This window comes from Lentzea flaviverrucosa (assembly GCF_003350445.1).
Taxonomy (GTDB): domain Bacteria; phylum Actinomycetota; class Actinomycetes; order Mycobacteriales; family Pseudonocardiaceae; genus Lentzea; species Lentzea californiensis.
Genome location: NZ_QQAU01000010.1, coordinates 244,745 through 268,445 on the forward strand (window position 1 = coordinate 244,745; position 23,701 = coordinate 268,445).

The window sequence follows — 23,701 nt, forward strand, 5'->3', positions numbered from 1 at the left end:
CAAAAGTCATTCGGGCCGGACGGCCTGCGCCCTCGGGTACTTGCGGCCGGGCATCGGTGCGGGCGACCCGGTGAACGACACCGGCGTGCCCGCGAGCAGCAGCGTCAGGCCGTTCGGCAGCTCGTCGCGCGAGACGAACCACGACCCGCCGCGCGTGTCCGTGATGAACCCGTGCGCCTGCCCGGTCTTCCAGGTCGCCACGGTGCCCCGCCGGCGCCCGCGTGGCGCCCCGACCGGCGACGCCACCGCCTGCGACGACCGCACGAAGGCGCGTCGCAACGGGTAGTCGGCCTGGTCACCGGGCGCGAACAGCTGGTCGAAACCGGGGGTGAACGGTGTCGCGGCCCGCAGCGGCGCCGCGGTGCGCGGAGTCCAGGCAGGTGGCGCGTTGACCGTCATGATGTCGACGACCGGCACGATCACGTGCACGCCCCGCGCCGTCAGCCGTTCCGCGAGAGGGGTGAAGTCCGAGTCGCCGGTCAGCAGGACGACCCACTGCAGCGGCACCGTCGTCGCCCGGTCCCACGCCTCCAGCGCGAGCAGGACGTCGACCCCCTTCTCCTTGCCGTTGTGCAGCGGCAGGTCGTGCCGCGTGATGCCGGCGGAGGCCAGCACTCGGTCGAAGGACTCTGCGGGGGTGTCGATGCGACCGCGCACGTAATGCGCCTCGGCGACCACGCACTCGTCCAGCGGACGACCCGTCTCCTTGTGGACGTACCAGCGCAACGCGTCGTGCAGGCCGTCGAGAGAGACGCGCGCTCCTCTGGGGTGCGCTGTCGCGTAGAAGTCGCTCAGATAGGCGAACCACGTGCCGTCGTAGAACACTCCGATCCGGACGGTCTCACCCACCAGCCGAGATTACTACTTCCCCCCGAACGCGGAATGACCAGGCGCTGCCGGTAACTCCAGCAGCTGGCCGGCGACGTCCAGGAACTCTCCCCCGCACTGCCACTCCGTCAGGTCGGGATCGACGACGAACGGGTCCGTGGGGTTCGCGTCCTCCTCGGCCACGCGATAGGCCAGGGCCTCCGACTCCGAGTACGCGAGCACCGTCTCATTGGTGCCGCGCCACACGCGCCTGAACATCACCGCGTTGACGCACGTGAAGTGATCACGCACGACTGTCCTCCGGAACCCGCTGCGCAGCAACAACTTCATGCATTCTTCGACGCCGCTCACAACACCCGATTGTGGCTGTGAGCAGCGGCCGTCCTCATCGCCCATCACTCGATAGGGTCAAATGTTTGAGGCACGTGCACAACGCAGGCATCCCTCTTTCGTGCAGGCAACCAGCCGAGAAGGACTCGATCGGGCTATCGCCTGCGGCGGGCGGATGCGCAAGCCTCTGGCGGTGGTCGACATCCCCGCACCTGATCCCGCCGCGCCGCTCTACGACCGAGCCGCGACCCAGATCCCGAGCATCGCCGAGAAGGTGCTGGAGGCGTTCTTCGCCAGATCCGCCACTTACCGGCAGCTGCCGCACCAGCTGGTCGACCGCGAGATCACCGAGGCGGTGACCCGTCACCTGCAGGTTTTCCTCCGCGCGCTGCGGGAACAGCGCCCGCCGGCGCCCGAGGAGCTGGACATGCAGATCGCGACGGCGGTGCGGCGCGCCCAGCAGGGCGTTCCGCTCGACATCGTGCTCAGCACCTACCACGTCGCGGCGACCGTGGGCTGGGAGGCGATGGCCGCCGTCGCCGAGCCCGAGGAGATCCCCGACCTGCTGGCGACGGTGCCGGCGCTGCTGCGGTACCTGAGCGTCGCGGTGCCGGCCGTGGCCGGGTCGTACCTCGCAGAGCAGCAGGCCCTGCACGCCGAACGCCGCGAAGCCGGCCGTGCGCTGGTCGCGGCCCTGCTGACCGGCCGGGAGGCCGAGCCGCTCGCCGAACGGATCGGGCTGGAGCTGTCCAGTCATCACGTCGTCGTCGCCATACGCGTCGAAGCACCGTCGGTAGCTGATGGTGCCGACGCTCGTCTTGCCGTTCATGGGCTCGTGCGACGGCTACGGGCCGAGCTGCCCAAGCACGCCCTCTCCGCGTTGGACCACGACGGCGGCACGGTGCTGTTGCCGACGACAGAGGAGGGCCTCGACCAGGAGCTGGAGGACTCAGCCGAACTGGTCCGCGCCCTGCTCACCGCCGCCGGCACCGGCCTGATCGGCGGGATCGCGGCGGCGGAGACCAGGGAGGACATCCCCGCGGCCGCCCGGCAGGCCGCCGACATCGCCGAACTCGCCCAGCGCCTCGGCCGGCAGCCCGGCGCGTACGTCCTCGACGACGTGCTGCTCGAGTACCAGCTCTGCCGCCCCGGTCCCGGCCGCAAGCGCTTGGCACGCGTGATGGACCGGCTCTCCGAGCACCCCGACCTGGTGCACACACTGCGGACGTTCATCAACAGCGACCACAATCGCCACCGCACGGCCGACGAGCTGCACCTGCACCGCAACACGCTCAACTACCGCCTGCGCCGCGTCGCCGAGCTCACCGGCTACAACCCCGCGGACCCGACGGACATCCGGCTGCTCTCGGCGTCGTTGATCGTCCACGACCTGAGGACCTGAAACGCCAAGAAGGCGAGCGCACGGGTGTGCGCTCGCCTTCTTCACCAACTCAGATCAGTCGCCGTGCGGGTTCTGGACCGAGACGTGGACGTGGTCGTAGTGGCCGGCGGTCACACCGCTACCGCCGGTGTAGGTGCGCCAGCCCTCGGAGGCACGGGCCACGCTCCAGATCTTGCCCTGCCAGATCACGTAGCGGACGTCGAGCTTCGACGCGTGCTTCTGCAGCCAGTAGGCCAGCTTCCAGCCCTGGGCCTTCTGCGTCGCCGTCGGGTAGGTGCCGATCGCGTTGGAGATGGTGCAGTCGAGCGCGTTGCCGGTGTTGTGGTTGCTCGTCGACGACTCGTAGCTGCGGTAGTCGCCCACCCAGCACTGCTTCTCGCCGGTCTTCGAGGCGATCTGGTCGTCGATGAACTGCGTGCGCTTGGTGGCCTGGGGCGCCCGCGCCGTGGCGGACGGGTGCGGGTTGGTCTCCGGCGCGGGGTACACGCCCGGCGACGGGTCCGGGTCGCCACCGGCGTCACCGATGCGGTGCGAGGCGTTCTCGTTCTTCAGCTCGGTCTTCAGGTTGCCCTTGGCGCCGGCCGCGAACGTCTGCTTCGCGCCACCGTAGTTGCTGTTGTAGAACACGGTGACGGCCTTGCTGGTCTTGTTCCAGACCGACGCGGCGTTGTTCTTGACGCACACGCCCTGACCGTTGCCCGCGCTCTTGAAGTCGTAGCAGCTCGGCTGCGAGTCACCGTAGTCGGCGACGGAGTCCGCGAAGTCGGACACCGAACCCGCGTTGTCGCTGTTGTAGTACAGGCAGAACTCGCCCGACTCGCAGGAGCCGTTGCGATCGGTCGCCGCGTTGGCGACACCGGCGCCGAAGGACGCGCTGACGAGCGCGCCCATCAATGCCACGAAGGTGAATTTCTTCAGCACGTTTGACCCTTTTCGCTCCACAGGCTCCCCGGCCTGTGCAGGGGAAGCTTCGTTGGGTCAGAGAATTCCGAGCGCCGCTGACATTCCGCTGACACCCGCAGCCACCGAACTGTCAGGCGAGCTATTTCTCGCAGGCCACGCCGTCGCCGTCGCGGTCGAGAGCCGGGCGGTAACCGGCCTGCCCGCGGTACAGCGGTGCCGCACCGGCTGCCTTCGCGGCGGTGCAGTTGGCGAAGTACGCGGGTGCGGGCGCGGGCGGCGCGGGCGCCGGTTGCGGCTGGGGCACCACGGGCTGAGGTGCGGGCTTCGGCGCCACCGGCGGTGCCACGACGGGCACGGGCTTCACGTCGAGCCCGCTGCACGACGGACCCCAGAACCCCAGGGAAGCCTGCTTGGCGGCCGACTCCGCGACCTGGATCGCCGCGTCCGCCCCGGCGACCGCGCGAGCGACGCCCTGACTGACCGCGAGCACCGCGAAGTCCTTGCCGTCGGCCAGCACCAGGCTCGACGCCGCCGCCTGGACCGGCTTGCCCACCAGTGTCTTCGTCGCGAACTCGACGGCCGACGCGGCCCAGCACTCACCGGGCTGGGCGAGTCCGGCAATCACGAGCTCGGTGCCGTTGGACAGCAGCACCGTGCGACCGTCCACGATGGACTCCACGGTCACCGGCGGAGGAGTGGTCGTCGTGGTGGTAGTGGTCGTGGTGGTGCTCGTCGTGGAGACGTCGGCCGCGAGCTTGGTGGGCGCCTGCGTGCCGCATGCGGACACCACGAGCACAAAACCGGCAGCGATCGCGGCTCCGGTCGACAGCTGCTTGGAAACGGTCATGGCCGCCACATCGCGGCCTTCTCCGCATCTCGTTACACAAGTCCATTCGACTGCGCATAAAGCGCGGCCTGCGTGCGATCGCGCAACCCGAGCCTGCCGAGAATGCGCGAGATGTGATTCTTCACCGTGCCTTCCGACAGGTGGAGGCGTTCGGCGATCTCCTTGTTCGTGGCCCCGGACGCGACCAGCCGCAGCACCTCGGCCTCGCGCACGGTCAGCGGTTCGCGCTGCGTCTCCGACCGGTCCAGCACCGCCGCCAGCCGGGCCGCCGCAGCCGGGTCGAACTGCGCCACGCCCGCCGCGGCGAGCTTCACCGCCGCCGCCAGCTCCTGCGAGGGCAGGTCCTTGAGCAGATAACCGGTCGCACCCGCGCGCAGTGAGCGCACCACGTAGTCCTCGTCGTCGAACGTGGTCAGCATGACGACCTTGCAGGCCGGCGCACGCCTGCGCAGCAACGCCACCGCCTCGACCCCGTCGAGACCCGGCATCCGCACGTCCATCAGCACCACGTCCGGAGCCAGCGTCACGGCCCGCTCCACGGCCTCGTGCCCGTCCGCCGCGGTACCGACGACCTCGATACCGGGCTGCAGGCCCAGCAACGACGCGATGCCCTCCCGGATCAGTCGCTGGTCGTCGACGACCAGCACGCGCGTCATGGTGTCCCCGCGACGGGAATCGTGACGGTCAGCCGTGTGCCCGCCGGCGTGCTGGCGAGGTCGACCCGCCCGCCGGCCAGCGCGACCCGTTCCCGCATCCCGAGCAACCCGAACCCCTCCGCCGCCGCACCCATGCCGCGTCCATCATCGGCCACGGTCAGCCGTGCCCGCTCGGCGTCGAGTTCGACCGCGACGCGGATGCGCGTGGCGGCGGCGTGCCTGCGTGCGTTCGTGATGCCCTCCTGCGCCGCCCGGTACAACGCGTGCAGCGCGCCGGTCTCGTGCTCCTCGGGCGAGCCACTGACCGTCAGCGTCACATCTCCCTGCCCCGCAACCAGTTCGTCCAGGGCGGCCGGCAGGTGGAACGACCGCAGCGACCGCACCGACTCGCGCACCTCGCCCAACGCCCGCCGCGCCGACCGTTCGGCGTCCAGCACCGCGGCCTTCGCCGTGCCGGGCTCACGTTCGTGGAACGCGGCGGCCTTCTCCAGCGACACCACGATCGCCGTGAGGTGGTGCCCGAGGTCGTCGTGCAGGTCCCGGGCCACCCGAGCCCGTTCTGCCGCCGCCGACAGCTCCGCGACCGTCCGATGCGACTCCTGCAACCGGATCCGCCCATCGCGCTCACGCACCGCCACCGCGGCCATCGTGATCGTGAGGACCAGTCCCACGGCGAACATCACCAGGTCCGACACCTGCTCGACGTGGGCGTACCAGTCCGGCGTGCTCACCACGGCCAGTCCAAGACACGCCACCGCCAGCACGATCGCGACGCCCTGCCCGAACGCGAAGTAGGCCGTGAACGGCACGAGCAACAACAACAGCCGAGCCAGCCCGGAACCGTCCACATAGGCCAGTGCCAGGTACAGCACGGCCCGCAACGCCGACAACACCACCGCAACGCGCTTGGGCGTGCGCACCGGATACCGCCGGAACTCGGCCAGGTCCACGACCGCCAGCACCAGCAGGCCGCCGACCAGCAACGGCACGTCGGTGTCGCCGAGCCCGGAGACAGCCGCATACACCCCCGCGACCAGCACGGCGGCACACATCACCGGCGACACCCAGAACGCCGGCCGCGAGGTGACCATGCCGCTCAGGCTAGCGCCGGACGTGCCGGCCACACCGTCGCCGAAAGCCACACCAGCACCACCGCGCACGCGACGTGCACCAGAGCGGACAACGGCGTGTCCGGCAGCACGGCGAACACGGCCAGCAGCACGAAGCCGACCCCGTACCCCCACGCCGGCACCGCCGGGAACACCTTCGCCCGCACCATCGACACCCCGAACAGCACGGACCCGAGCACGAACACCAACGACCCGGCCTTCAGCACCACCTGGGTCAGCGGCGCCAGCGACCCCGGTTCCAGGAAGAAGATCACCAGGTTCAGCGCGAACGCCACCCCGGTGAACAGCCCCAGCCCGAGCAGGTTCGCGGCGAACGCGAACGCCCCGAACCTCCCCGACGCGTGCGCCTGGTGCCCGTGCAACGCCAGCACCGCGGGCGCCCCGAACGCCGTCCCCAGCCCGATCACCGCACTGGTGAGCGCCGTCTCCCCGGTGAAGGCCTCCACGGCCCCCGGCACACCGATCGACAGGGCGAGGACGACCCCGCACACGGCACCGAACCTCGGCAAGAACATCTCGTTGTCAGCCACACCACCGACGCTAGGAACACCACCACCGTGCGCCGAAGTCCCGACCGGCCACATCGACGGCCAGAGGTCACGCCGCCAGGGGTGCCGATCGGCACGTGCGAGTCAGTTGTTGTTGATCGTGCCTGCCGCATTGGCCTGGGCCACCAGACCGGCCACGTCGGCGACGAGTTTCTTGAGATCCTTCAACACCGTCTGCCAGCGGTCCGGCCTGCCCTGGGAGGTCGGGTACTTCTGGGCGAACAGGAGATCGACGTTCGGCGCGCCCACCACGGCGGCGTGGCAGGTCATGTCCGTGGCGATCCACTTCTCCGGCGCGGCAAGCCCCCAGGTCGCGTCGGACACCGTGACGGTGACACCGATGCCGTACCCGAGCGCCCTCACGTCGATGCCGAGCCCGTTGAGTCCCTCGTAGACCTTCTTGACCACCTCGACGGCCGTCTTCACCCGGTTGTCGAAGGTGTTCTGCTGGCCGTTGGCGTTGCTGGTCAACGCGGTGATGTTCTTCTGGTCGGCCGACCCGCCGAACATGGCGTTGAGCAGGTGCCCCGCCTTGAACGCGCGGTCGGGGTACTTGAGGCGGATCGCGCCGAGCACCGGCAACGAGGCCGTGGACTGCGCGTTGCTGTTGATGTTCACCACGGCACCAGGACCGAGCGTCGCGGTGCTGAGCCGCCCACCGCGACCGTTCGGCAGGCCCGCGTTGTCCTTGAACTGGATGTAGCTGGGCCCGGCGAGGTACTGCATCTGCGAGATGAACAAGGGGTTCGGGATGACGAGCCGGCTCCGGCCACTGGTGTCGGCCAGGGTCGCGGCGGCCTCCTCGGCAGCCAGCTTCTCGTCCTCCTCCATGTCGTCCTCGAGGGACTCGTCGTCCGACGAGCCGGACCCGTCGTCAGACGAGCCGGACTCGGAGTCCGAGTCGTTCAGGCGGCGCCGTTTGGGCGAGCGTTCGTCCTCCGAGTCCGAGCTGCTCGACTCGTCCTCCGAACTGTCGACCTGGAACTCGTCGTCGCTGTCGTCGTCGACGACGTTCCTCTTGCGCTTGGTGGTCACCGAGTTCCCCTCGTTCGCCGGTCCGCGGCGGAAGATCACCGCAGCTCGTTCATCGGTGGGAACGAGAGGAGGGTTTCGGCGCATTACGGTGACGGCGGTGCGCAATCGAGTCGGCGAATACCGCCTCTTCCGGGTTCCTATGACCCGGAACAGCAAGAAACCCGCCCGGTCAGCGATGTCGCCAGACCAGACGGGTTCTACCTACAAGTGGAGCTGAGGGGACTCGAACCCCTGACCCTCACACTGCCAGTCGGGTCAGGTCATGTCTCTGACCTGCAGAAACAGAGAACTCCATAGTCAACCAGCGTGGTTGGGCGTCGTTCAGCGCTGTTCGGCGCCGTTGCGCGACGTTCTGCTCTACGCGGTGCTCCAGAACCGCTCCACTTAGAACAGTGTGAGGCTCGTAGCCGAAAGTCACTCGACGAGCCGCCCAGCGGGCCCGGCGTTCGCCTGCTGCCGAACGCGATCACGGTCCTGGCCATGTGCTCGGGCCTGTCCGCAGTGCACTTCGCGAACGTCGGCATGTGGGGCGCGGCCATCGCCGCGATCGCGGCAGCGGCCGTGTTCGACGGCCTGGACGGCCGCATCGCGATGCTGCTGGTGTCCCGCATCGGACGCTGTCCGTGAAGACGGTGAAGGTGCCGCCGCGCGCGGTGGCACCACTGCTGGTCCTCATCGGACTGCTTGGCCGCCGCCGCGATCACCACCTACCCGCTGGTGGGACTGATCATCGCGATGGTCGTGTACCTGGCGCACCTGCCGTACTCGGTACGCCGGTACATGTGGCTCTCCAAGCACCCGGAGGCCTGGACCGTCACGGGCCGCCGACCGCCGTACGATCAAGCGGGCGCACGGTGTCGCCGCACGCCGTCTCGGCCTGCGTCAGCCCTTGCACGGTCGCGTCGCCGGCGCGGCCATGCGCGCGGTGCGCAGGCCACGGCGTGACGCCTCCACCGCTGCGGCGGCGGAAGGTGCGGTGCCCAGTGCCAACGGACGCCGCCGCTCGTGGCGCCAGTTAGGACTTCTGCGGCGGTCCGAACGCTGACCGAACCCACAACGGACCGAGGGCCGGGCACGATGATCGTGTCCGGCCCTCGGCTTCTTTCACTGCTGCATCCTCAGCCGTTCAACTGATCGGCCAACTCCGACAGCCCCCACACCTGCTCTGACGTCAACTGACGCACTTCCCACAGCAAAGCGGCAGCATCACGGTTCTTGGCCGAGTGCACGTGATCTCCGATCGCCAGATCCACGTCCATCAACGTTGCCAGGACACCGGCTGGCATCCCGAAGACAGCTGCGAGGCCGATGACGAGCTTTGCGTCGAACACTCGTAGCCCGCGCACCATCCCGCCGATGTTCGATGTTGACAGGTAAATTCCGGACATCAGGTGCAGCACCTGGACCGATGCACCCCAACTCATGTTGCGAAGTGCCAGCATTCGCGCGAACAGCGAGCCGAATCCCGGCGGGTACGGCTGCCCGGTCGGCTGCAGAGGACCATAACGCGACGGCCCGGACGGCGGCTGCACAGGCAGCGACCGAGCGACCTCGCGCAGCCGTTTCCTACCCGCCTCAGGCAAGCGAAGCGTGCGCTCCACCAGCTGGGCGAGCGCACCGCTGGCGTTCGGATGAAAGGGCAACTCATCCTCGGGGACAGCCAGATCCGCGACGATGAAAAGATCGAGCCTCTGCACGCCGAGCTGCTCCGCGAGCCGACCGAGGAGTTCCTCAGTGTAACCTCCGCCCTCTACTCGAGGACGATCGTCTCCTCGGCTCCGCTCCAGGCGTTCCAAAAGCACGTCTGGGCCGGGAAAAGCCGTACGACTCATGAGCCCTCCGGTTTCCTCAGTGACCATGCCTTGTCGTCGAAGCCCCATCCGTGCCGGTTGAACGCCTTCTTTGTGATGCTCAACAAGGAGTTGAACCCCGGAGTCTCTGTTGGCATGTAGTGCCCTGAGTGGTTGCTGATAGCTCTGATCACGCGGTTCTCCACCGAGAACATACCTGCCATGATCACCCCGTTCCTCTTGGCCAGGGACGTGTGTCCGGCACTGCCGAGCCCGACTGCCTGAACAGAAGCCTCGGTCGCGGCACGCAGCGCGCCATCCTCACGAACGACGAAGAGGTACTCGCCATCCGCAAGTGACGAACCAGGCGCCTCGCCGATGTCGTCGGGAATCCTTTCCTGGAACTCGGTGTCGACCCCCCTGCGACCAGGATGAAAAACCTGGTTTCCGCAGTTGTGAGTGAGGACGGCGGCAGCACCCAGCTGAACATGAAAGGTGTGCTCGCCGTTGATCGTCAGGTTATGAACGCGCTGCTGAGCCGTCCACTTCCGAATCTTCGCGATCTGCACCACGGTTCCGGTAGAGGTCTGCAGCAACTGACCAGCGAAGAGCTTGTCCGCCCGAACCCAATCCCCGAGTTCAGGCGACCAGAACCGGTGCCCGTCGGTGGCGACGATCTTCTCGTCCTGGCCCTCGACCATCAGCTCCACGAGGTTCTTGGAGCCGTTGCCGGCGATGGTCCGTACCACGCCCTGGCTCTGGCTTTCGCCGGTCTCCGGATCCGTGGCCAGGACTTGATCTCCGAGTTCTATCTCCTCGATCGGTTTCGTCGATCCGTCTGCCATCAAGACCCGTGTGCCGGGTACGAAGCTGTTGACCAGACACGCGGCCGCCGTTTCGACGGCTTCGTCGACCTTTTCCTCGACTCGGCGCAGCCTCGCGGCGGCGTCTGCGATCTTGTCGATGATCCGGTTCGCCTTGATGATCGCCCTGGCGATCCGCTCACCGGCCTGCAGCAGCTTGAAGACCTTCGCCGCAGGCACCAGGCTGACGCAGGCGAGGATGTCGAACTCCGTGAAACAGTTCTTGACGTCGTTGATGCCCGCGAGGTCCATCAACAGGTCAGGAAGCTCCGCGACGACGATGCTCCACCACGACTGCGAGCTGTTCGCCTCGCGCAGGTACTCCTCGTACTTGTCCTTGCCCCCGAAAGCGGCGTAACGAGCCTGCTGTGCCGCCGCGGTGGACGCCTGACCCCGCTGCTGGTTCCTGCCGGCACTCGGGTACGCCTGCGCGAGCCCGTGATCGCCTGTGCTCGGCGCGTTGCCGACGATGATGCCGCGCTCCTTGTCGATGCCGTAGTTGTGGCCGTCGGCACCGGTGCCGCCCTCCAGGTACATGCCTGACGGGTCGGAGAACGTCACCGGGTTGTTGTTGCTGTAGGAGTACCCGTTGACCTGCTGCGGGTTGGCCGTGTTCATGATCGGGTCGTCTGACAGGAACCGGCCGGTCGCCGGGTCGTACTCGCGAGCCCCCAGATGCGTCAGACCAGACGTATCTCGTGTACCGCCGACAAAACCCTTGTCATCCGGCCAGGAGCCGCCGTTCGGGCCGCGGGCCTTGCCGAACGGGTCGAAGTACTGACGCTGATACGTCAAGTCACCAGCCTTCACCGACAACGTCGGCGTGCCCTGATGATTGCCCACCTCGTACGACAGCCGCCCGCTGGAATGCCGCACCGCTACCACGGTGCCGCCGTGCGCGTAGTAGCGCTTGCCGGACACCTGCTGGGTCGCATCGTCCATGACCAGCTCCATGCCCTCGGGCAGATAGAGCGTGGTACGGCCCGGTTCGCGCTTGATCAGCCGGCTACCGTCGGCGCTGTAGAGGTACGACGACTCCTTACCGGACGCCTCCACCACCTTCGACGTGCGGCCTTCGACGTCGTAGGAGACCGTCTGGGTGTTGCCCGCCACCTTGCGGGAGGTTGTGGCGCCGGTCTTGTCGTAATCGAACTCGTCAAGAGCAGTGCCGGACGGGCCGCTTTCCTCGATCGAGCGGACGACGTGCGGCTGCTTCGCCGGGTCGTAGTTGTACTTGCGGTTGACCACGTTGGATCCCGTGGTCGTGCGCTCGTTGGTGCGGTTACCGATGCTGTCGTACTGGTACTCGTGCTGGTACGAGGCCGCGCCGCCGACAACGGTGGTCGCACAGTCGCCTGACAGAGGAGTGAACGCCTTGGTCAGCCTGCGCAGCTTGTCGTACTGGAAGCACTGGGTGTCCCAGGCCGTCTTGTCGCTCGGCTCGTCGGCGATCCTGGTGATGTTGCCGCCGGTGTCGTACGAGTACTTCTGGTTGGAGATCCGCCAGTCGGTGTCACGTGAACGGTCCACGATGGACTGTTCGAGACGGCGGTTGCCCTCCTCGAAGTAGTTGGTCAGCCACAGCTGGTTGACACCATCGGTGGGGTTGGATTCCGGGCCGAGGGTCAGGCGCAGCGTCTCGCCGAACTTCGAGTAGATGTGGTCGCTGGCGTAGGTGGTGAGCCCGGCGGTTTTGACCGGCGCGCCCTGGTCGTTGTAGAAGGTGGCCACCGACTCCTCCGGCAGCCCACCCGCGGCGGGTAGCAGCGTGGACTGGGGCGCGCCGGTGACCGGCGTGTAGTCGCGCTCGAAGTAGTAGGTCTGCCCCAGTGCCCCTTCGGTCGCGGGAATCTCGACCTGGGACTCGCGAATGCGGCTGTAGGCGTCGTACCGAGTGACGCGCTGGATGTAGGCCTGTCCGCCGGAGAACCGGGTGGCCGAGTCGAGCAGGCCCTTCTTCTTGGCGTCGTACTTCCACTCCGCGAGCGTGGTGTCACCGGAGAGGATCTGGGTCTTGCGGCCCAGCTGGTCATACTTGAACGACACCGACCGGTTCTCGCTGTCGGCCGTCTTCACGACCTGGTCGAGGTTGTTGTACTCGACGGTTGCCGTGCCCCGGTCAGGGTCGGTCTCCTCGAACTTGCGACCCAGCCGGTCGTACTTGTACGACCACGTGTTGCCCGCTGGGTCGGTGACCTGTTCCAGCTGTCCCTTGAAGTTGAACTTCGATTTCGTCACGTCGGCGCCGGGACCGTTGTGCTGGATGCGTTCGATCTCACGGCCGTGCGCGTCACTGACGACGGTGGTCGGGATCTGTCCCGGCGGAGGCGTCACGTGCACGCGGTCGCCCGCGTAAACCGTGGTGGTGCTCCACTGCGGCGTGCCGAACCTGTGGAACGCGACGCTGACCGGGCGGGCCAGCTTGTCGTACTTGGTGACCTCCTGGTTGGGCACCTGGACATCCGCCACCACGAACAACTTGCCGTCCGGCGCCTGCCGGTTGAAGTAGGCGTTGCTCGTCTTGGTCACCAGGCCACGTGAGTCGAAGAACGTGTCCGTGATGATCCGCCCGAGATCCCCGGCCTTCTGCTCGCCGTCGGGCACCTGGGTCTGGCGAGCACGCAGCAGACCGTCGAAGATCTTGTACGAGACGTTGTACTGCTGGTCGCGCTCGCGCAACGACTTCGAGACCTCGATGACGGTCGCGGTCGCCTCGTCGTAGACGTACTCGTACTGGGCACTGGCACTGAGGTGCCGTGCCCGATGCGGGAGCCAGGTGTGGGTCAACCGGCCCAGCGCGTCGTACTTCGCGTCGATCCGCTCACCGTTCGGACCGATCTGGGCGACCGGCAGGCCGAGTGCCGGGTCGTACTCGACGGTCGAGGCGTGGCCCTTGGCGTTGGTGGTGGTCACCTTGCGCACCGGGAAGCCGAACGCGGGCTCCATGACCGTGGTGGTGTCGCCGATCGCGGGGTCGGTCGTCTTCTTGACCCTGCCGTAGACGTCGTACTCAGTGGTCGTGATCGCCTGATACGCGCGTGGGGTCGTGCGCTCGCCGTTCCACCGCGACGCGATGGTGACAAGCCCCTGGCTCGGCGCCTCACCAGGCAGCTTGCCGTCGTAGGCGGAGACCGTGTCGCTGATGGTGTTGTCGTCGGTCGCCACGGCATCACACTTCGCGGCGTAGGTGAGGATCCGGCTGGCATAGGTCCACATCCACGCGGCTTCGTTTGACGCGTAGGTGGTGACCGTGCACCGTTCGTCGCCGGTGACGTCGATGTCGCCTTCATCCTGGACCGTGAGGGCTTGGCCGTGAGCGTCGTCGAACGTCGTGCTCGCCCGCTTGGTCCGCCACTGATCGTTGCCGACCGCGGTCTTCGTGGTCACCGTCTTGGTGTTGAGCAGCAACGCCTTGTCGTCGCCGTTCTCCGCCGTAGCGACAGGCGAGATCCAAGGTTCGCTCGTGGTTTTCGTGTGGACCGCTCCACCGTTGAGGGAGAACGTCTTCCACACGATGCCCTTGAGCCGCTCGACGTCCTCGATCCGCTCACCGTCGTACTCGACCCAGGCATTGCGCTTACCCCTCGGCACCGGATCGCCGGGCGGCCGGTCGCCGGGCACGGGATCGCCGTCCATGCCGCGCAGGTAGATCGTCTCGGTCACCGGCCGATCGGGCTCGTTGGTGTCACCGGAGATCGTGCGAACCTTGTTGTAGCCACGCCACTGTGACCAGGTCCGGTACTTCGGATCACCGAAGTCGTTCTCGTCGTAGTGCCACAACGCAGCGTTGTCGATGCTCTCGTACTCGTAGTACGTTTTCGTCTGCTCGCTGAGCTGACGAACACGATCGTCCGCGATGACCGCGCGCACGACGTATTTGTGGAACCAGTGCAACTGCGGCTCAGTAGCGCCCTCCGGCGTCCAGTACGACGGGAAGCACCGCATCGTGTTCTCATGAGCGTTCGCGAGAACCGGCATGCGCTGCCCCGGCACACAATCCTTGTCGGTGTACTCGACCTCGGTGATACCACCGGCCTCGTGCTGGACGCGCTTGACGCGACCGCGCAGCAGCGGCGGATACACGTCGCTGTCACCGTCCACCCGATTCGCCATCGTGAGGCGCTCGAACTTCGTTGCGGGCAACGACTTCGCGTCACCGACCAGTCCGGTGTGCTTGATGCTGTCGAGCCACAGCGCCGGGTCCAGACCGTCGTTGGACGGCGGGAACGACTGGCCGAGCTCCCACTGGTCGACGTCACGCCACTCCGCGGCGACGTTCTCCTTGCGCACCTGCGTGGTGATCTTCGTGAGCCGCTGCTGGCTGAAGAACGTCGGCGAGTACTGGTTCTCGCACCTCGCACCGGGTGCGCAGATCTGGTCGAACGGCACGTCCGGCCAGTTCTTCGCGTTGTCCTTGTTCAGCTTGCCCGGAGCACAGTCGAAACCGCTCGACGGAATGCATCGCTCCGAGTAGTGGAACTGAACACGTCCCGGAGCCGGAGCGTTCTCGTCCGAGTTGTGCAGGCCGTAGTCGATGCGGTCCAACCGGCCGGCGCGCTCGTACTCCACTCCGTCGGTGGCCTCGAGGTTGCGGCCGTACCGGTTCTTCTCGGTCTTGTAGTAGAACCGGGTGACGTTGCCCTTCGGGTCCACCACGTAGTCGACGTTCCACCGCCACGCCTGACGGCACGACAGGTCCTTGAACGGCTTCCCTGCCGCCCAGCACTGGTCACCGGAGTGGTTGCCGAACACCGGCACCGTCCACGTCGACTCCGCCTCGCGCGAGCCGAGGAAGTACTGGGTGCCGTTCGGGGTCGTCACCTTCCAGTACTCGCCGTTGTCATCACCGCCCGCGACCGGCGTGCGGTAGAGGCGCTCAACCTTCGAGCCGTCGTCGTTCTTGGCCCGCCACGTCTCCGTGGTGCCAATCCTGACGAGCTCCGACGAGATGCCGGCGAGCTGGATGGTGGCGTTGTCGGTCACCCAGCACAGGTCGGCCGTCTTCTTCTGGCCGATCGTGGTGTTGAGGTCCTCTCCACAGCTCTTGTAGCGGCGCTCGATGAACCCGCCCGCGCTGAGGTCCCAGCCGTCACCGGACGACGACGCCTGGTTGTTCGTCGCGCTGGTGCGTCCGTCGACACCGCCGGACGAGTAGCCCAGCGACACCCCCGGCGCGCTCCCACCAACCGAACCCGGCAGCTTGATCGGGTAGTTGAAGGTGAAGTCTCCACTCGAACCACCGGCGGACCAGCTACCCGCAGGGGACAACGAGGTCGCCTGGAACGAACCCCCGGCACCACCCGTGGCGGGCTCGGCAGCGAGCAGCATCGCGCCCGAGGACGGCGCGAGATCGGTGGCCGTCAGCTTCTTCGTCTTGACGTCGTTGCGCGACTGCACCGCGGTGCGCGTCTTGCACTCGGCCTTGTCCGGCGTGGACAGCGCACATTCCGGCAGCCGCACCAACCGCAGCCGCGAACCGTAGTCGCCGCCGTAGGCGTGCTCGAAACCGGAGTAGTCGACCTCGACCGACGTCTTGCCTGGAGACTTCCCTGCCTTGTCGGACACCTTCAGCACGACACCGGCCACGCCGATCTTCGCTGACGTGTCCTGGCCGAACGTCTCGACCCGCACCGGGGCCGCGTCCGCCTTGCCGACCTTGACCGGGGCCGCACCGGCTTGGCGGAGGTCACCTGAAGCGGCGACCTCGGAGTTGCTCGCTGACGGCCAGCTGACGTTCGGGACAGGCTGGTTGCTCGCCACGATCGGTGCGACGGGCCGCAGCTTCGCGGCCTCGCCGGGAACGTTCGTCTCGGATTGGGTGTCGGGTTTTTTCGCGTCTCTGCCCGTGGGCTGGGCGAGCGCCGGCGTCGGGGAAACGACACCGGCGATCATCACCCAGCCCAGCGACAGGGCTAGAGCGCGCGACCACCTCTTGTGGTTGCGCATGAACTTCCTCTGTTAGGAGTGGAGTGCCCGATCAGCTGCGAACGGCCTGCGCCCGGATCTCTTCGTCCGAGAGCGCACCGGCGTAGACGCGGACGTCATCGATCCCGCCTTTCCAGAACCCACCCGCGGCGGTCGCAGGCGTGAGCCTGCCGAGCTCCACAGTGGACTCGGTTGTGGCCGACCCGCCGGTGAACGAAACCCTGGTGATGTAGATACCGTTCAGGTACAACCGCATCTCAGAAGCGGTCGTGTCGTGAACCGCCGTCAGGTACACCCACTCCTGCACCTCCGCTTCATAAGCGGTGGCAACAGTGGATCCGGCCATCACGAACTCCCACTTCCTCGACGCACCGCCGTACCTCAGGTCCAGCTGCGAGGTGCCGTTGTGCGCCAGGCTCACAATCGTCCGAGGCTTGTCCTCTGGCGCGTCCAGATCCAGCCTCGCCCACGTGGAAACGGTGTAGGAGCGGTCGGTCCGGATGCCCGGCGCAGGAGCCGAGACGTACGCCTCGACGTCCTGAGGCTGTCCCTGTTCATCAGGCCCGTTCAGCAGCAACGACGTGTACCTGCTGCTCGTCTCCCAACCGACCTTGCCACCCGCAGTGGCGACACGGCTGGTCACCTCGTCCTTCGTGGACGTGCCCGTGCCCTCGCCGATCTTGTAGTGGGCACGGATCCCTGCCTGCTTCGCCAGCACCTTGATCTCGGCATCATTCAACGTGCGGTTGTAGACCTTGAGCTCGTCGACCGAGCCGACGAAGGAGGCGATGTCCTGGCCGTTCCAACGATGGCGCCCCACCAGCAACTGCGACGCCTGCCAGCTCTCCAGCCCCACGACCTCGCCCTGCTTGATGCCGTCGACGTGCAGGGAGAGCGTCTTCGTCGTGGTCTCGTAAGTTCCGGCCAGATGGGTCCAGACACCGGCCACCACCTCGGCCCCTGCCCGCACGACCCTGAGGTCGGCCTTGTTGTCCTTCGCCGTCATGCCGAACGTCCAGCGTTTGACGCTCTGGTCGTAGTAGAGGCTGGAGCTGAGCGTGGAAGCGTCCGACGTGGAAAGGACCGCCTGGCTGGCGCTGGTGCCGTCGAGCTTCGTCCACGCCGACAGCGTGAAGTTCTTCGACGTGTCGACCACCGCGCCACCGCTGAGGTAGTCCTGCGCCACGTTCAGCCGGGTCCCCTTGCCCGAGTAGCCCGCCGCGGTGAGGTTCGGGGTGCCGTTGGACGTCAATGCGTTGACCCCGTTGGTATCGGTCAGCGCGCCGTCCAACGCCCAGTGCGCGGTCGCAGGCCCACCGGGCAGCACGTTGAACTCGTACCGCTGAATGTCGGACAGAAGGCCCGCCCTGTCCACCGTCTTCACGAACAGAGTCTGCGTGCCCACCGCGGTCGGCGTCCACCGGATCGTCGCCTTGCCATCCGCTCCAGCAACCATCTCCTTGTTCAGCGATTCGCCGCCGTCATGCGTGAACGAGTAGATGAACTTGGCTACGTCACCGCTCTGCGCCTTCACGGAGTCCAGCTCGAACGTGCCAGTCACACCCACGCCGCCACCAGGCACCGACGCCGGATACTCGACCGAAGTCGTCTGCGGCACAACGGGCTTCACCGTGTCGACGATGAACTCGCAGTTGCCCTTCCAACCGGAAGTCAGCTCACCATCGCTCGCGTTCACCGACCAGTTGTAGACACCGTCCTCAGTGATCGTGTCCGGCTGTACCTGAGCCTCGACATAGGAGCCCGAAGGTGTGTCCGCGTAGTGGTAGTCAGCGATACCGATGCTGTTCCCCACCGGTCCCCTGTGCAACGCGAAGTGCGACCAGAGCACGCCACCGTCGGGATCGGACAGCCGGCCACGCAGGCGCGGCGTCCTGGTCGGCACGTACGAGATCTTGTCCCCACTTCCGCACACGTGCAGGCCGCGTTCCATGCTCAGGTCGCTCGCCTTGTCCGGGGGTGAGTTGTAGATGACCCTCAGCACCGGGTTGAGGTCGAACCGGCGCCACGCCTTGTCGTTCGCGTCCAGGCTGTCGCTGATGAGTCCGAGGGTCATCGCGGGATAGGAGTTCTTGGCGTGGGAGTCGACCAGGCCGGTGATGTCGAACTCGGTCTGACCGTCGGAGGGGCAGTAATCAGCGTTGTTCTTCGTGTTGATCGTTCCCCACTTGCTGAACCACGCGGGCCCACCGGTGCCCCACGTGGTGTCAGGACCGAAACCGCCCATGTGCCACAAGGCAGTCGGCTGTACCTCAGCGCATTTCGCGGAGTGGATCACCTTCGTCGCGAACTTCGCGGAGTGGACCTTCTTGCCGGCCAGCGGCCCCGTGTTCATCTCGACATACGAGATCGAGGCGCCGGTGCTGCTGTGCCAGCCCGACTTGAGATCGCCCAACTGACCGTCGGTGCGGTCGTAGTTGCGGGCGTTCGGGAAGTACTCCTGCAGGACCAGATGGTGATTCTTGAAGCCGGCCCAGTCGTACCTGGGGTCGATCGAGACCGGGAACTTCGTCTCCGGCGAAGCGAGGAACGCCTGGTCGGGCACCACGGACAAGGTGGCGGCGGTGAGCTCGACAGCCATCTTCGCCGAACGACCGGTCGCGTCCCACATCTGGGAGGCATCACCGGTGAATCGGACCTGCCCCCTGTCGTCCTTCACCTCCAGCAGACCATCCCGCTGGCTCAGCTTGCCGCCCTTGACGTGGGAGCCGTAGGTGATCTTGCGTAGCTTGTCCGACTTCGCAGCCTCCGCGGTCTTGACCACCAACACCTGACTGAATCCAGTGGAGGTCGCATCGACCCTCAGGTCGACACCCGACCACACCTCTTCGTACGTCGTCGTAGAACCGTTCACCGTCGGTTCTGGCAACGCCTCAGGCCAGCTCAGACCTATCTCGACGCCGTCCTTGGCCACCACCGCCAGCGGCGTGCCCTTGCCCTTTCCGGCAAGCCGAAGGTCCACCAACGTCGCCTCAGGACGGATCAGACCGTCCGAATGCTTGCGCACCTCCGTGTCGACCGGAACCCACTGATCACCGCGCTTGACTCGCTCCGCACGGAGCGTCTGGGTCACGGTCATCGTGCCGTTCGGATTCGCCGAGGTCTCTGAGGCCTCGGTCGTCAGCCCGGACACCTTCACCGGCTTGTCGAACTTCCGCGCCGCCGCCAGCGCGGACCCCTCATCCGGCAACTCAGCCGGTGCCGGAGCCGCAAGCGCGTCAGGTGTGCCGAGACCAGCCGTCAAAACGAGCACAAGAGCAAACGCGCGCAGCCCAAAGCTGCGCGCCGATCTGTGGCGCACCAAAATTCCCCCAGTCAGAAACTCCCCCGGAACGGCAGCCAGCTTCAGCCAACATCCGCTCGAGATCAATCCACCGACCGGTGTAACCAAGCGCAAGACCAGTATCACAGTGAGTAGCATCGCCAGGCGGATCACAACGACCCCAGAGCCCGGCACGGGCTACAGCCGCACGTGCTGACTCGGCGCAGGAACCGGCCTGGGCACAGCGACGTCATCCACCGCGGCCCACACCTACCGGCGAGAACAACTCCAACGCCCCAGGCGGCCATCTGCACGGCCGCGGCCGCTCACACGTCGCGCACGAAATCGAACAACGACTCTTCAACGCGCCGCGACAACTGGCTAAGCGCAACCATAGAAACGTCCAGTCCGCCCTATTGCGCCGGCCCACACGCATCGCTGGAGCCAAGCTGCACAACGGACCTGACGCTCACATCGCCGGTGGGATGGTCACACCGTCAAACCGGACAGCCACAACGAAAGCACCCGGCACCATCAAGGCCGTTCAAACGTCATGCCTCCGGACCGCTCACCGCATACCGAATGCCCGCTGACCCTCACACCGTTGACAGGAGGGTCACATCGATCACCCCAGGCCAGGGGGCAGCACAACGACCGAACCGGAGAATCCTGCTCCAGAACTGCTCCACAGGGTCACCGCAACACGATCAACAGACGATCGTCCAAGATCCACCCACAACAGCAAGAAACCCGCCCGGTCAGCGATGTCGCCAGACCAGACGGGTTCTACCTACAAGTGGAGCTGAGGGGACTCGAACCCCTGACCCTCACACTGCCAGTGTGATGCGCTACCAGCTGCGCCACAGCCCCTTGAAGGTCCACGTTCCCGTCGGGTTTCCCCGTCGTTCTCGTGTGGCAATACCGTACAACACCCATGCCACAAGATAAAAATCGGGGGTATCCACGGCGCATTCGGCCTGGTAGGAGCCTATGAAGAGCACGCGGCACCGACCACCCCGAAGATCGAGTGCAAGGCCCCGAAACCCGCCACGAGCTGCACGAACAGCGTCCGCAACACGAGCAGATCGCGCGCACCGAACGCATCGAATCGGGAGTGACGCGCGGCACAAAAGCGAACGCCGCCCGACCCCGAACATCGGGACCGGGCGGCGTGCGAAGGACTTACTTGGCCAGGTCGGAAAGCCAGTTCTTGTTGTCCAGGTCGACGAGCTTGCCGCCGGAGGCGACGCTGGGCGTGCCGCGGAAGCGGCCCGACTCGCCGTCGCGGAGGGCGGGGTCGTTGCTGGTCTTGGACATCAGCTCGTCCAGCTGCGACTTGTAGGTCTGGTTCTGCACGCACGACTCGAAGGAGGCTGACGTGACGCCGACTTCCTTGCCCAGCTTGATGAGCTGGTCCTTGGTGTAGCCGGCTTCGCCTTCCTCGGGCTGCTTGTTGAACAGCGCCGCGTGGAACGCGTTGAACTTGCCGTCGTCGGCCACGCACAGGGCGGCGTTGGCCGAGTCGGTCGAGTAGCCCTCCGGCGACGAGAGGCGGTTGAGCATCGGCAGGATGTGGTAGCGGACCTTGACCTTGCCGTCCTCGACGGCCTTCTTGATGTCGGTGCCGTAGGTCTTCTCGAACGTGCCGCAGATCGGGCACAGGAAGTCCTCGTACACGTCGACGGTCACGGTGGCCGTGTCCTTGCCGACGAGCACGGTGCCGCCGTCGCGGACGGCCGGGGCCGAGATCGTGTGGTCCGCGGGGGCCAGCGGGATGGCGTCCGTGGTCGACGTGGACGGCTTCATCTGCTGGAAGACGACGTAGCCGATCACGGCGACGGCCAGCACTGCCACCACGGCGATGCCCGCTATTACCTTCGTGCGGTCGGAACCCGACGAACGGGCCTGGACCACCGAACGCGCGGCCTGCTTCTTCTTCCGCGCACTGCGCTCTGCTCCACCCACGGCGACGAGGGTAGCGACACAAACTAAAAGAAAGCTGAGCGCGCAATCACGCTTCTGGGTGACGTGGCTTTCCGCCGACCCGTTCGCCGGTCGGTACCTCCGCGCTTTCGTCGAGGCGGCCGCACTCCGGCGCCACCGCGGCGGCCGTGTGCTCCTCCTCGTGCGTGGGCAGGGTCTCGGGGGCGACGAGCCAGTAGCCCACGGCCAGCAGCAGTGAGGCGCCGGTGACGGCGAACGCCGCCTCGTAGCCGAACGAGTCGGCGATCAGGCCCGCGCTGATCGGGCCGATGATCGCGCCGAAGTCGGTCACCATCTGGAATCCTGCGAGCACGGGGCCGCCCTTGCGGCCGCCGATGACGTCGGCCACCACGGCGTTCTGCGGCGGGTTCAGCAGGCCCGCGCCCATGCCGGCGACGACGGACGCGGCCATGAAGACCCACATCTCGGTGGTGAAGCCCATCCAGATCGTGCCGAGGCCGCTGATGACCAGGCCGGCGATCGCGATGGGCTTGCGGCCCCAGGTGTCGGCGACCTTGCCGGAGACGAACAGCATCGCGGCGTTGCCGGCGGCGAACACGGACATCGAGATGCCCGCCTCGGTCGCGCTGTGGTTCAGCGCCTCGATCACGAACACCGACACCAGCGACATCCGCACGCCGAACACGGCCCAGCCGTTGGCGAACCCGGACGCCAGGGCGGCCCGGTAGGCGCGGTGCTGCAGCGCCTCACGCATGGTCATCGGCGTCTCGGTGTTGGTCCTGTCCATCGCGGCCAACGTCGATTTGCGCAGGAAGAACCACACCACGAACGCGGCGATGCACAGCATCCCGGCGTACGACACGAACGGAACCCAGATCCCCAACGGCACGAGGACGGCACCGACGACCGGGCCCAGGATGTTGCCCAGCAGGAACCCCGCCGCCCACAGCCCGGACGCACGCCCGCGCATCGGCTGTGGCGTGATCCGGATCAGCAGCCCGAGCGCCGCCACGGTGAACATCGTCGACCCGATGCCGGCGAGCGCACGCCACGTCAGCATCTCGCCGTAGCTGGCCGCGAAGCCCGACAGCCCGGTGCCGACGGCCACGATCAGGATTCCGATGATGTAGATCCGCTGCTCACCGAACCTGTTGACGAGCTTGCCGCTCATCGGCGCGAACGCCAGCCGCACCAAAGCGAACGAGGCGACGAGGATCGCGACAGCGGTGTTGCCGACGCCGAACGACTTCGCCAGCACCGCCAGCACGGGCGCCACGATCCCGAACCCGATGGCGATGATGAAACTCGCCGCCACCAGAACCCACACCTCGACCGGCAACCGCTCGCGCACAAAGCCTCCCTTAGCCCTGCTAAGGATATGTCACGCGGCAACTAAGTAACTCAGTCGAGCAGCTCATCCACTCTGCGTACATAAGCAGTCACCGGATACGCCGCAACGAATCCGCACGCCTCGGCGAACCGCTCCCCCGGACCCTCGTCCACCTGCGACGCGACCAACATCGCGCCCGACGAACGCAGAGTCGCGGCAGCGGACACCACCAGCGACCGCCCGACGCCACGACGCCGCCGCGCCGGACGCACCACGCACTGCTCGACCAGACCCACACCGCGCTCAGCGAATCCCGACACGAATCCGCCGATCCGGTCGCCGTCGTCCATCACCAGGATCGAACACCGCGGGTCGTCCAATCGATGCCCGAGCCAGCGGCTCAGCCGTTCACGGTTGCCGACGAGCTCGTCGGACAGCAGCTCGACGATTCCGGGAACGTCCGCGTCGACCGCGGGCCGCACGCCCTCGGCCACCGAAGCAGGCCCTCGGTGAACCACGGTCAGCAGCTCCTCGACCGCGTACCAGCCCGAGTCGTCGGCGATGCCCTCGATCTCGTCCACCGTGGTCGGTGACGCGTACACGACGGCCTCCGCGCGCCCCACCGCGGCGAAGGTGTGCTCGAGCTGCAGCAACGTGGACGCGACCTCGACCGACGAGCCGTCCAGCGCGCACCCGAAGTTGCCCGACGGCAGCGGGTTCTCCCGGTTGACCACCACGGCGGCGCTGCCGACCTTGCCCACCTTGCCGTACCGGACGGCACCGGACGCGAGCCGCGCTCCCTCCACCAGGATCGCCAGCGATCGGGACTGGTAGGGGTCGAGCAGCTCCGGGTCGTCCGGGTCGCGCAACGGGTCAACCAACGCGGCGGT

The 23,701-nt window shown here is 66.9% G+C and carries 15 protein-coding genes, 1 tRNA gene and 1 pseudogene; 2 read left to right on the forward strand and 15 right to left on the reverse strand.

The genetic code is table 11. The annotated features are described in order from the left end of the window. Positions 1-6 precede the first annotated feature (6 nt). Together DFR72_RS29245 and DFR72_RS29250 are read right to left on the reverse strand one after the other, a co-directional pair. Complete coding sequence (locus tag DFR72_RS29245) at positions 7-849, reverse strand: NYN domain-containing protein (protein ID WP_090068145.1); 843 nt, start codon at positions 847-849, stop codon at positions 7-9. A gap of 12 nt (positions 850-861) precedes the next feature. After that, positions 862-1,158: a hypothetical protein gene (locus DFR72_RS29250; RefSeq protein WP_143086823.1), complete on the reverse strand. Its 297-nt coding sequence runs from the start codon at positions 1,156-1,158 to the stop codon at positions 862-864. Between the two features lie 175 nt (positions 1,159-1,333). Here DFR72_RS29250 and DFR72_RS29255 point away from each other — a divergent pair, with 175 nt between their 5' ends. After that, positions 1,334-2,560, forward strand: coding sequence for a PucR family transcriptional regulator (locus DFR72_RS29255; protein WP_114773784.1), 1,227 nt, complete (start codon positions 1,334-1,336; stop codon positions 2,558-2,560). A gap of 54 nt (positions 2,561-2,614) precedes the next feature. Here the strand turns inward: DFR72_RS29255 and DFR72_RS46450 are convergent, their stop codons facing one another. From DFR72_RS46450 to DFR72_RS29285, 6 genes are all read right to left on the reverse strand, one after another. Then, positions 2,615-3,481 (reverse strand): peptidase inhibitor family I36 protein, encoded by an 867-nt coding sequence (locus DFR72_RS46450; protein ID WP_245983609.1) that lies wholly within the window; start codon positions 3,479-3,481, stop codon positions 2,615-2,617. 121 nt (positions 3,482-3,602) lie between these two features. After that, complete coding sequence (locus tag DFR72_RS29265) at positions 3,603-4,310, reverse strand: excalibur calcium-binding domain-containing protein (RefSeq protein ID WP_090068138.1); 708 nt, start codon at positions 4,308-4,310, stop codon at positions 3,603-3,605. Positions 4,311-4,342: 32 nt separating this feature from the next. After that, positions 4,343-4,966: a response regulator transcription factor gene (locus DFR72_RS29270; RefSeq protein ID WP_090068137.1), complete on the reverse strand. Its 624-nt coding sequence runs from the start codon at positions 4,964-4,966 to the stop codon at positions 4,343-4,345. Beyond that, entirely contained in the window at positions 4,963-6,057 is a 1,095-nt protein-coding gene (locus DFR72_RS29275; RefSeq protein WP_090068579.1) for a sensor histidine kinase, read from the reverse strand. Before DFR72_RS29275 ends, DFR72_RS29270 begins: the two co-directional genes overlap by 4 nt. Positions 6,058-6,062: 5 nt before the next feature. Continuing rightward, the gene (locus DFR72_RS29280; RefSeq protein WP_090068135.1) at positions 6,063-6,626 is read right to left on the reverse strand and encodes a hypothetical protein; all 564 of its coding nucleotides are present in this window, start codon (positions 6,624-6,626) and stop codon (positions 6,063-6,065) included. Positions 6,627-6,728: 102 nt separating this feature from the next. Then, complete coding sequence (locus DFR72_RS29285; protein WP_090068134.1) at positions 6,729-7,718, reverse strand: DNA/RNA non-specific endonuclease; 990 nt, start codon at positions 7,716-7,718, stop codon at positions 6,729-6,731. 441 nt (positions 7,719-8,159) lie between these two features. Here DFR72_RS29285 and DFR72_RS29290 point away from each other — a divergent pair. Further along, a pseudogene (locus tag DFR72_RS29290) lies at positions 8,160-8,724 on the forward strand (hypothetical protein). Positions 8,725-8,797: 73 nt separating this feature from the next. Here the strand turns inward: DFR72_RS29290 and DFR72_RS29295 are convergent. The 7 genes from DFR72_RS29295 to DFR72_RS29325 form a co-directional block, all read right to left on the reverse strand. Further along, complete coding sequence (locus DFR72_RS29295; RefSeq protein WP_090068132.1) at positions 8,798-9,376, reverse strand: hypothetical protein; 579 nt, start codon at positions 9,374-9,376, stop codon at positions 8,798-8,800. Positions 9,377-9,507: 131 nt separating this feature from the next. After that, positions 9,508-16,278 (reverse strand): RHS repeat-associated core domain-containing protein, encoded by a 6,771-nt coding sequence (locus DFR72_RS29300; protein ID WP_090068131.1) that lies wholly within the window; start codon positions 16,276-16,278, stop codon positions 9,508-9,510. Positions 16,279-16,309: 31 nt separating this feature from the next. Beyond that, positions 16,310-19,519: a LamG domain-containing protein gene (locus tag DFR72_RS29305; RefSeq protein WP_170176437.1), complete on the reverse strand. Its 3,210-nt coding sequence runs from the start codon at positions 19,517-19,519 to the stop codon at positions 16,310-16,312. Between the two features lie 815 nt (positions 19,520-20,334). Beyond that, positions 20,335-20,407, reverse strand: a tRNA-Ala gene (locus tag DFR72_RS29310). Positions 20,408-20,719: 312 nt separating this feature from the next. Then, entirely contained in the window at positions 20,720-21,502 is a 783-nt protein-coding gene (locus DFR72_RS29315) for a DsbA family protein (RefSeq protein ID WP_090068127.1), read from the reverse strand. Positions 21,503-21,548: 46 nt separating this feature from the next. Then, positions 21,549-22,832, reverse strand: coding sequence for an MFS transporter (locus DFR72_RS29320; protein ID WP_090068125.1), 1,284 nt, complete (start codon positions 22,830-22,832; stop codon positions 21,549-21,551). 50 nt (positions 22,833-22,882) lie between these two features. Next, complete coding sequence (locus tag DFR72_RS29325; protein ID WP_090068577.1) at positions 22,883-23,692, reverse strand: GNAT family N-acetyltransferase; 810 nt, start codon at positions 23,690-23,692, stop codon at positions 22,883-22,885. Positions 23,693-23,701: the final 9 nt, after the last annotated feature.

Excerpts from the sequence above, each read along its gene's own strand:
- DFR72_RS29270 (WP_090068137.1), bottom strand. The coding sequence starts at position 4,966 with ATGACGCGCGTGCTGGTCGTCGACGACCAGCGACTGATCCGGGAGGGC.
- DFR72_RS29275 (WP_090068579.1), bottom strand. The coding sequence starts at position 6,057 with ATGGTCACCTCGCGGCCGGCGTTCTGGGTGTCGCCGGTGATGTGTGCC.
- DFR72_RS29250 (WP_143086823.1), bottom strand. The coding sequence starts at position 1,158 with ATGAAGTTGTTGCTGCGCAGCGGGTTCCGGAGGACAGTCGTGCGTGAT.
- DFR72_RS29255 (WP_114773784.1), top strand. The coding sequence starts at position 1,334 with ATGCGCAAGCCTCTGGCGGTGGTCGACATCCCCGCACCTGATCCCGCC.
- DFR72_RS29300 (WP_090068131.1), bottom strand. The coding sequence starts at position 16,278 with ATGCGCAACCACAAGAGGTGGTCGCGCGCTCTAGCCCTGTCGCTGGGC.
- DFR72_RS29265 (WP_090068138.1), bottom strand. The coding sequence starts at position 4,310 with ATGACCGTTTCCAAGCAGCTGTCGACCGGAGCCGCGATCGCTGCCGGT.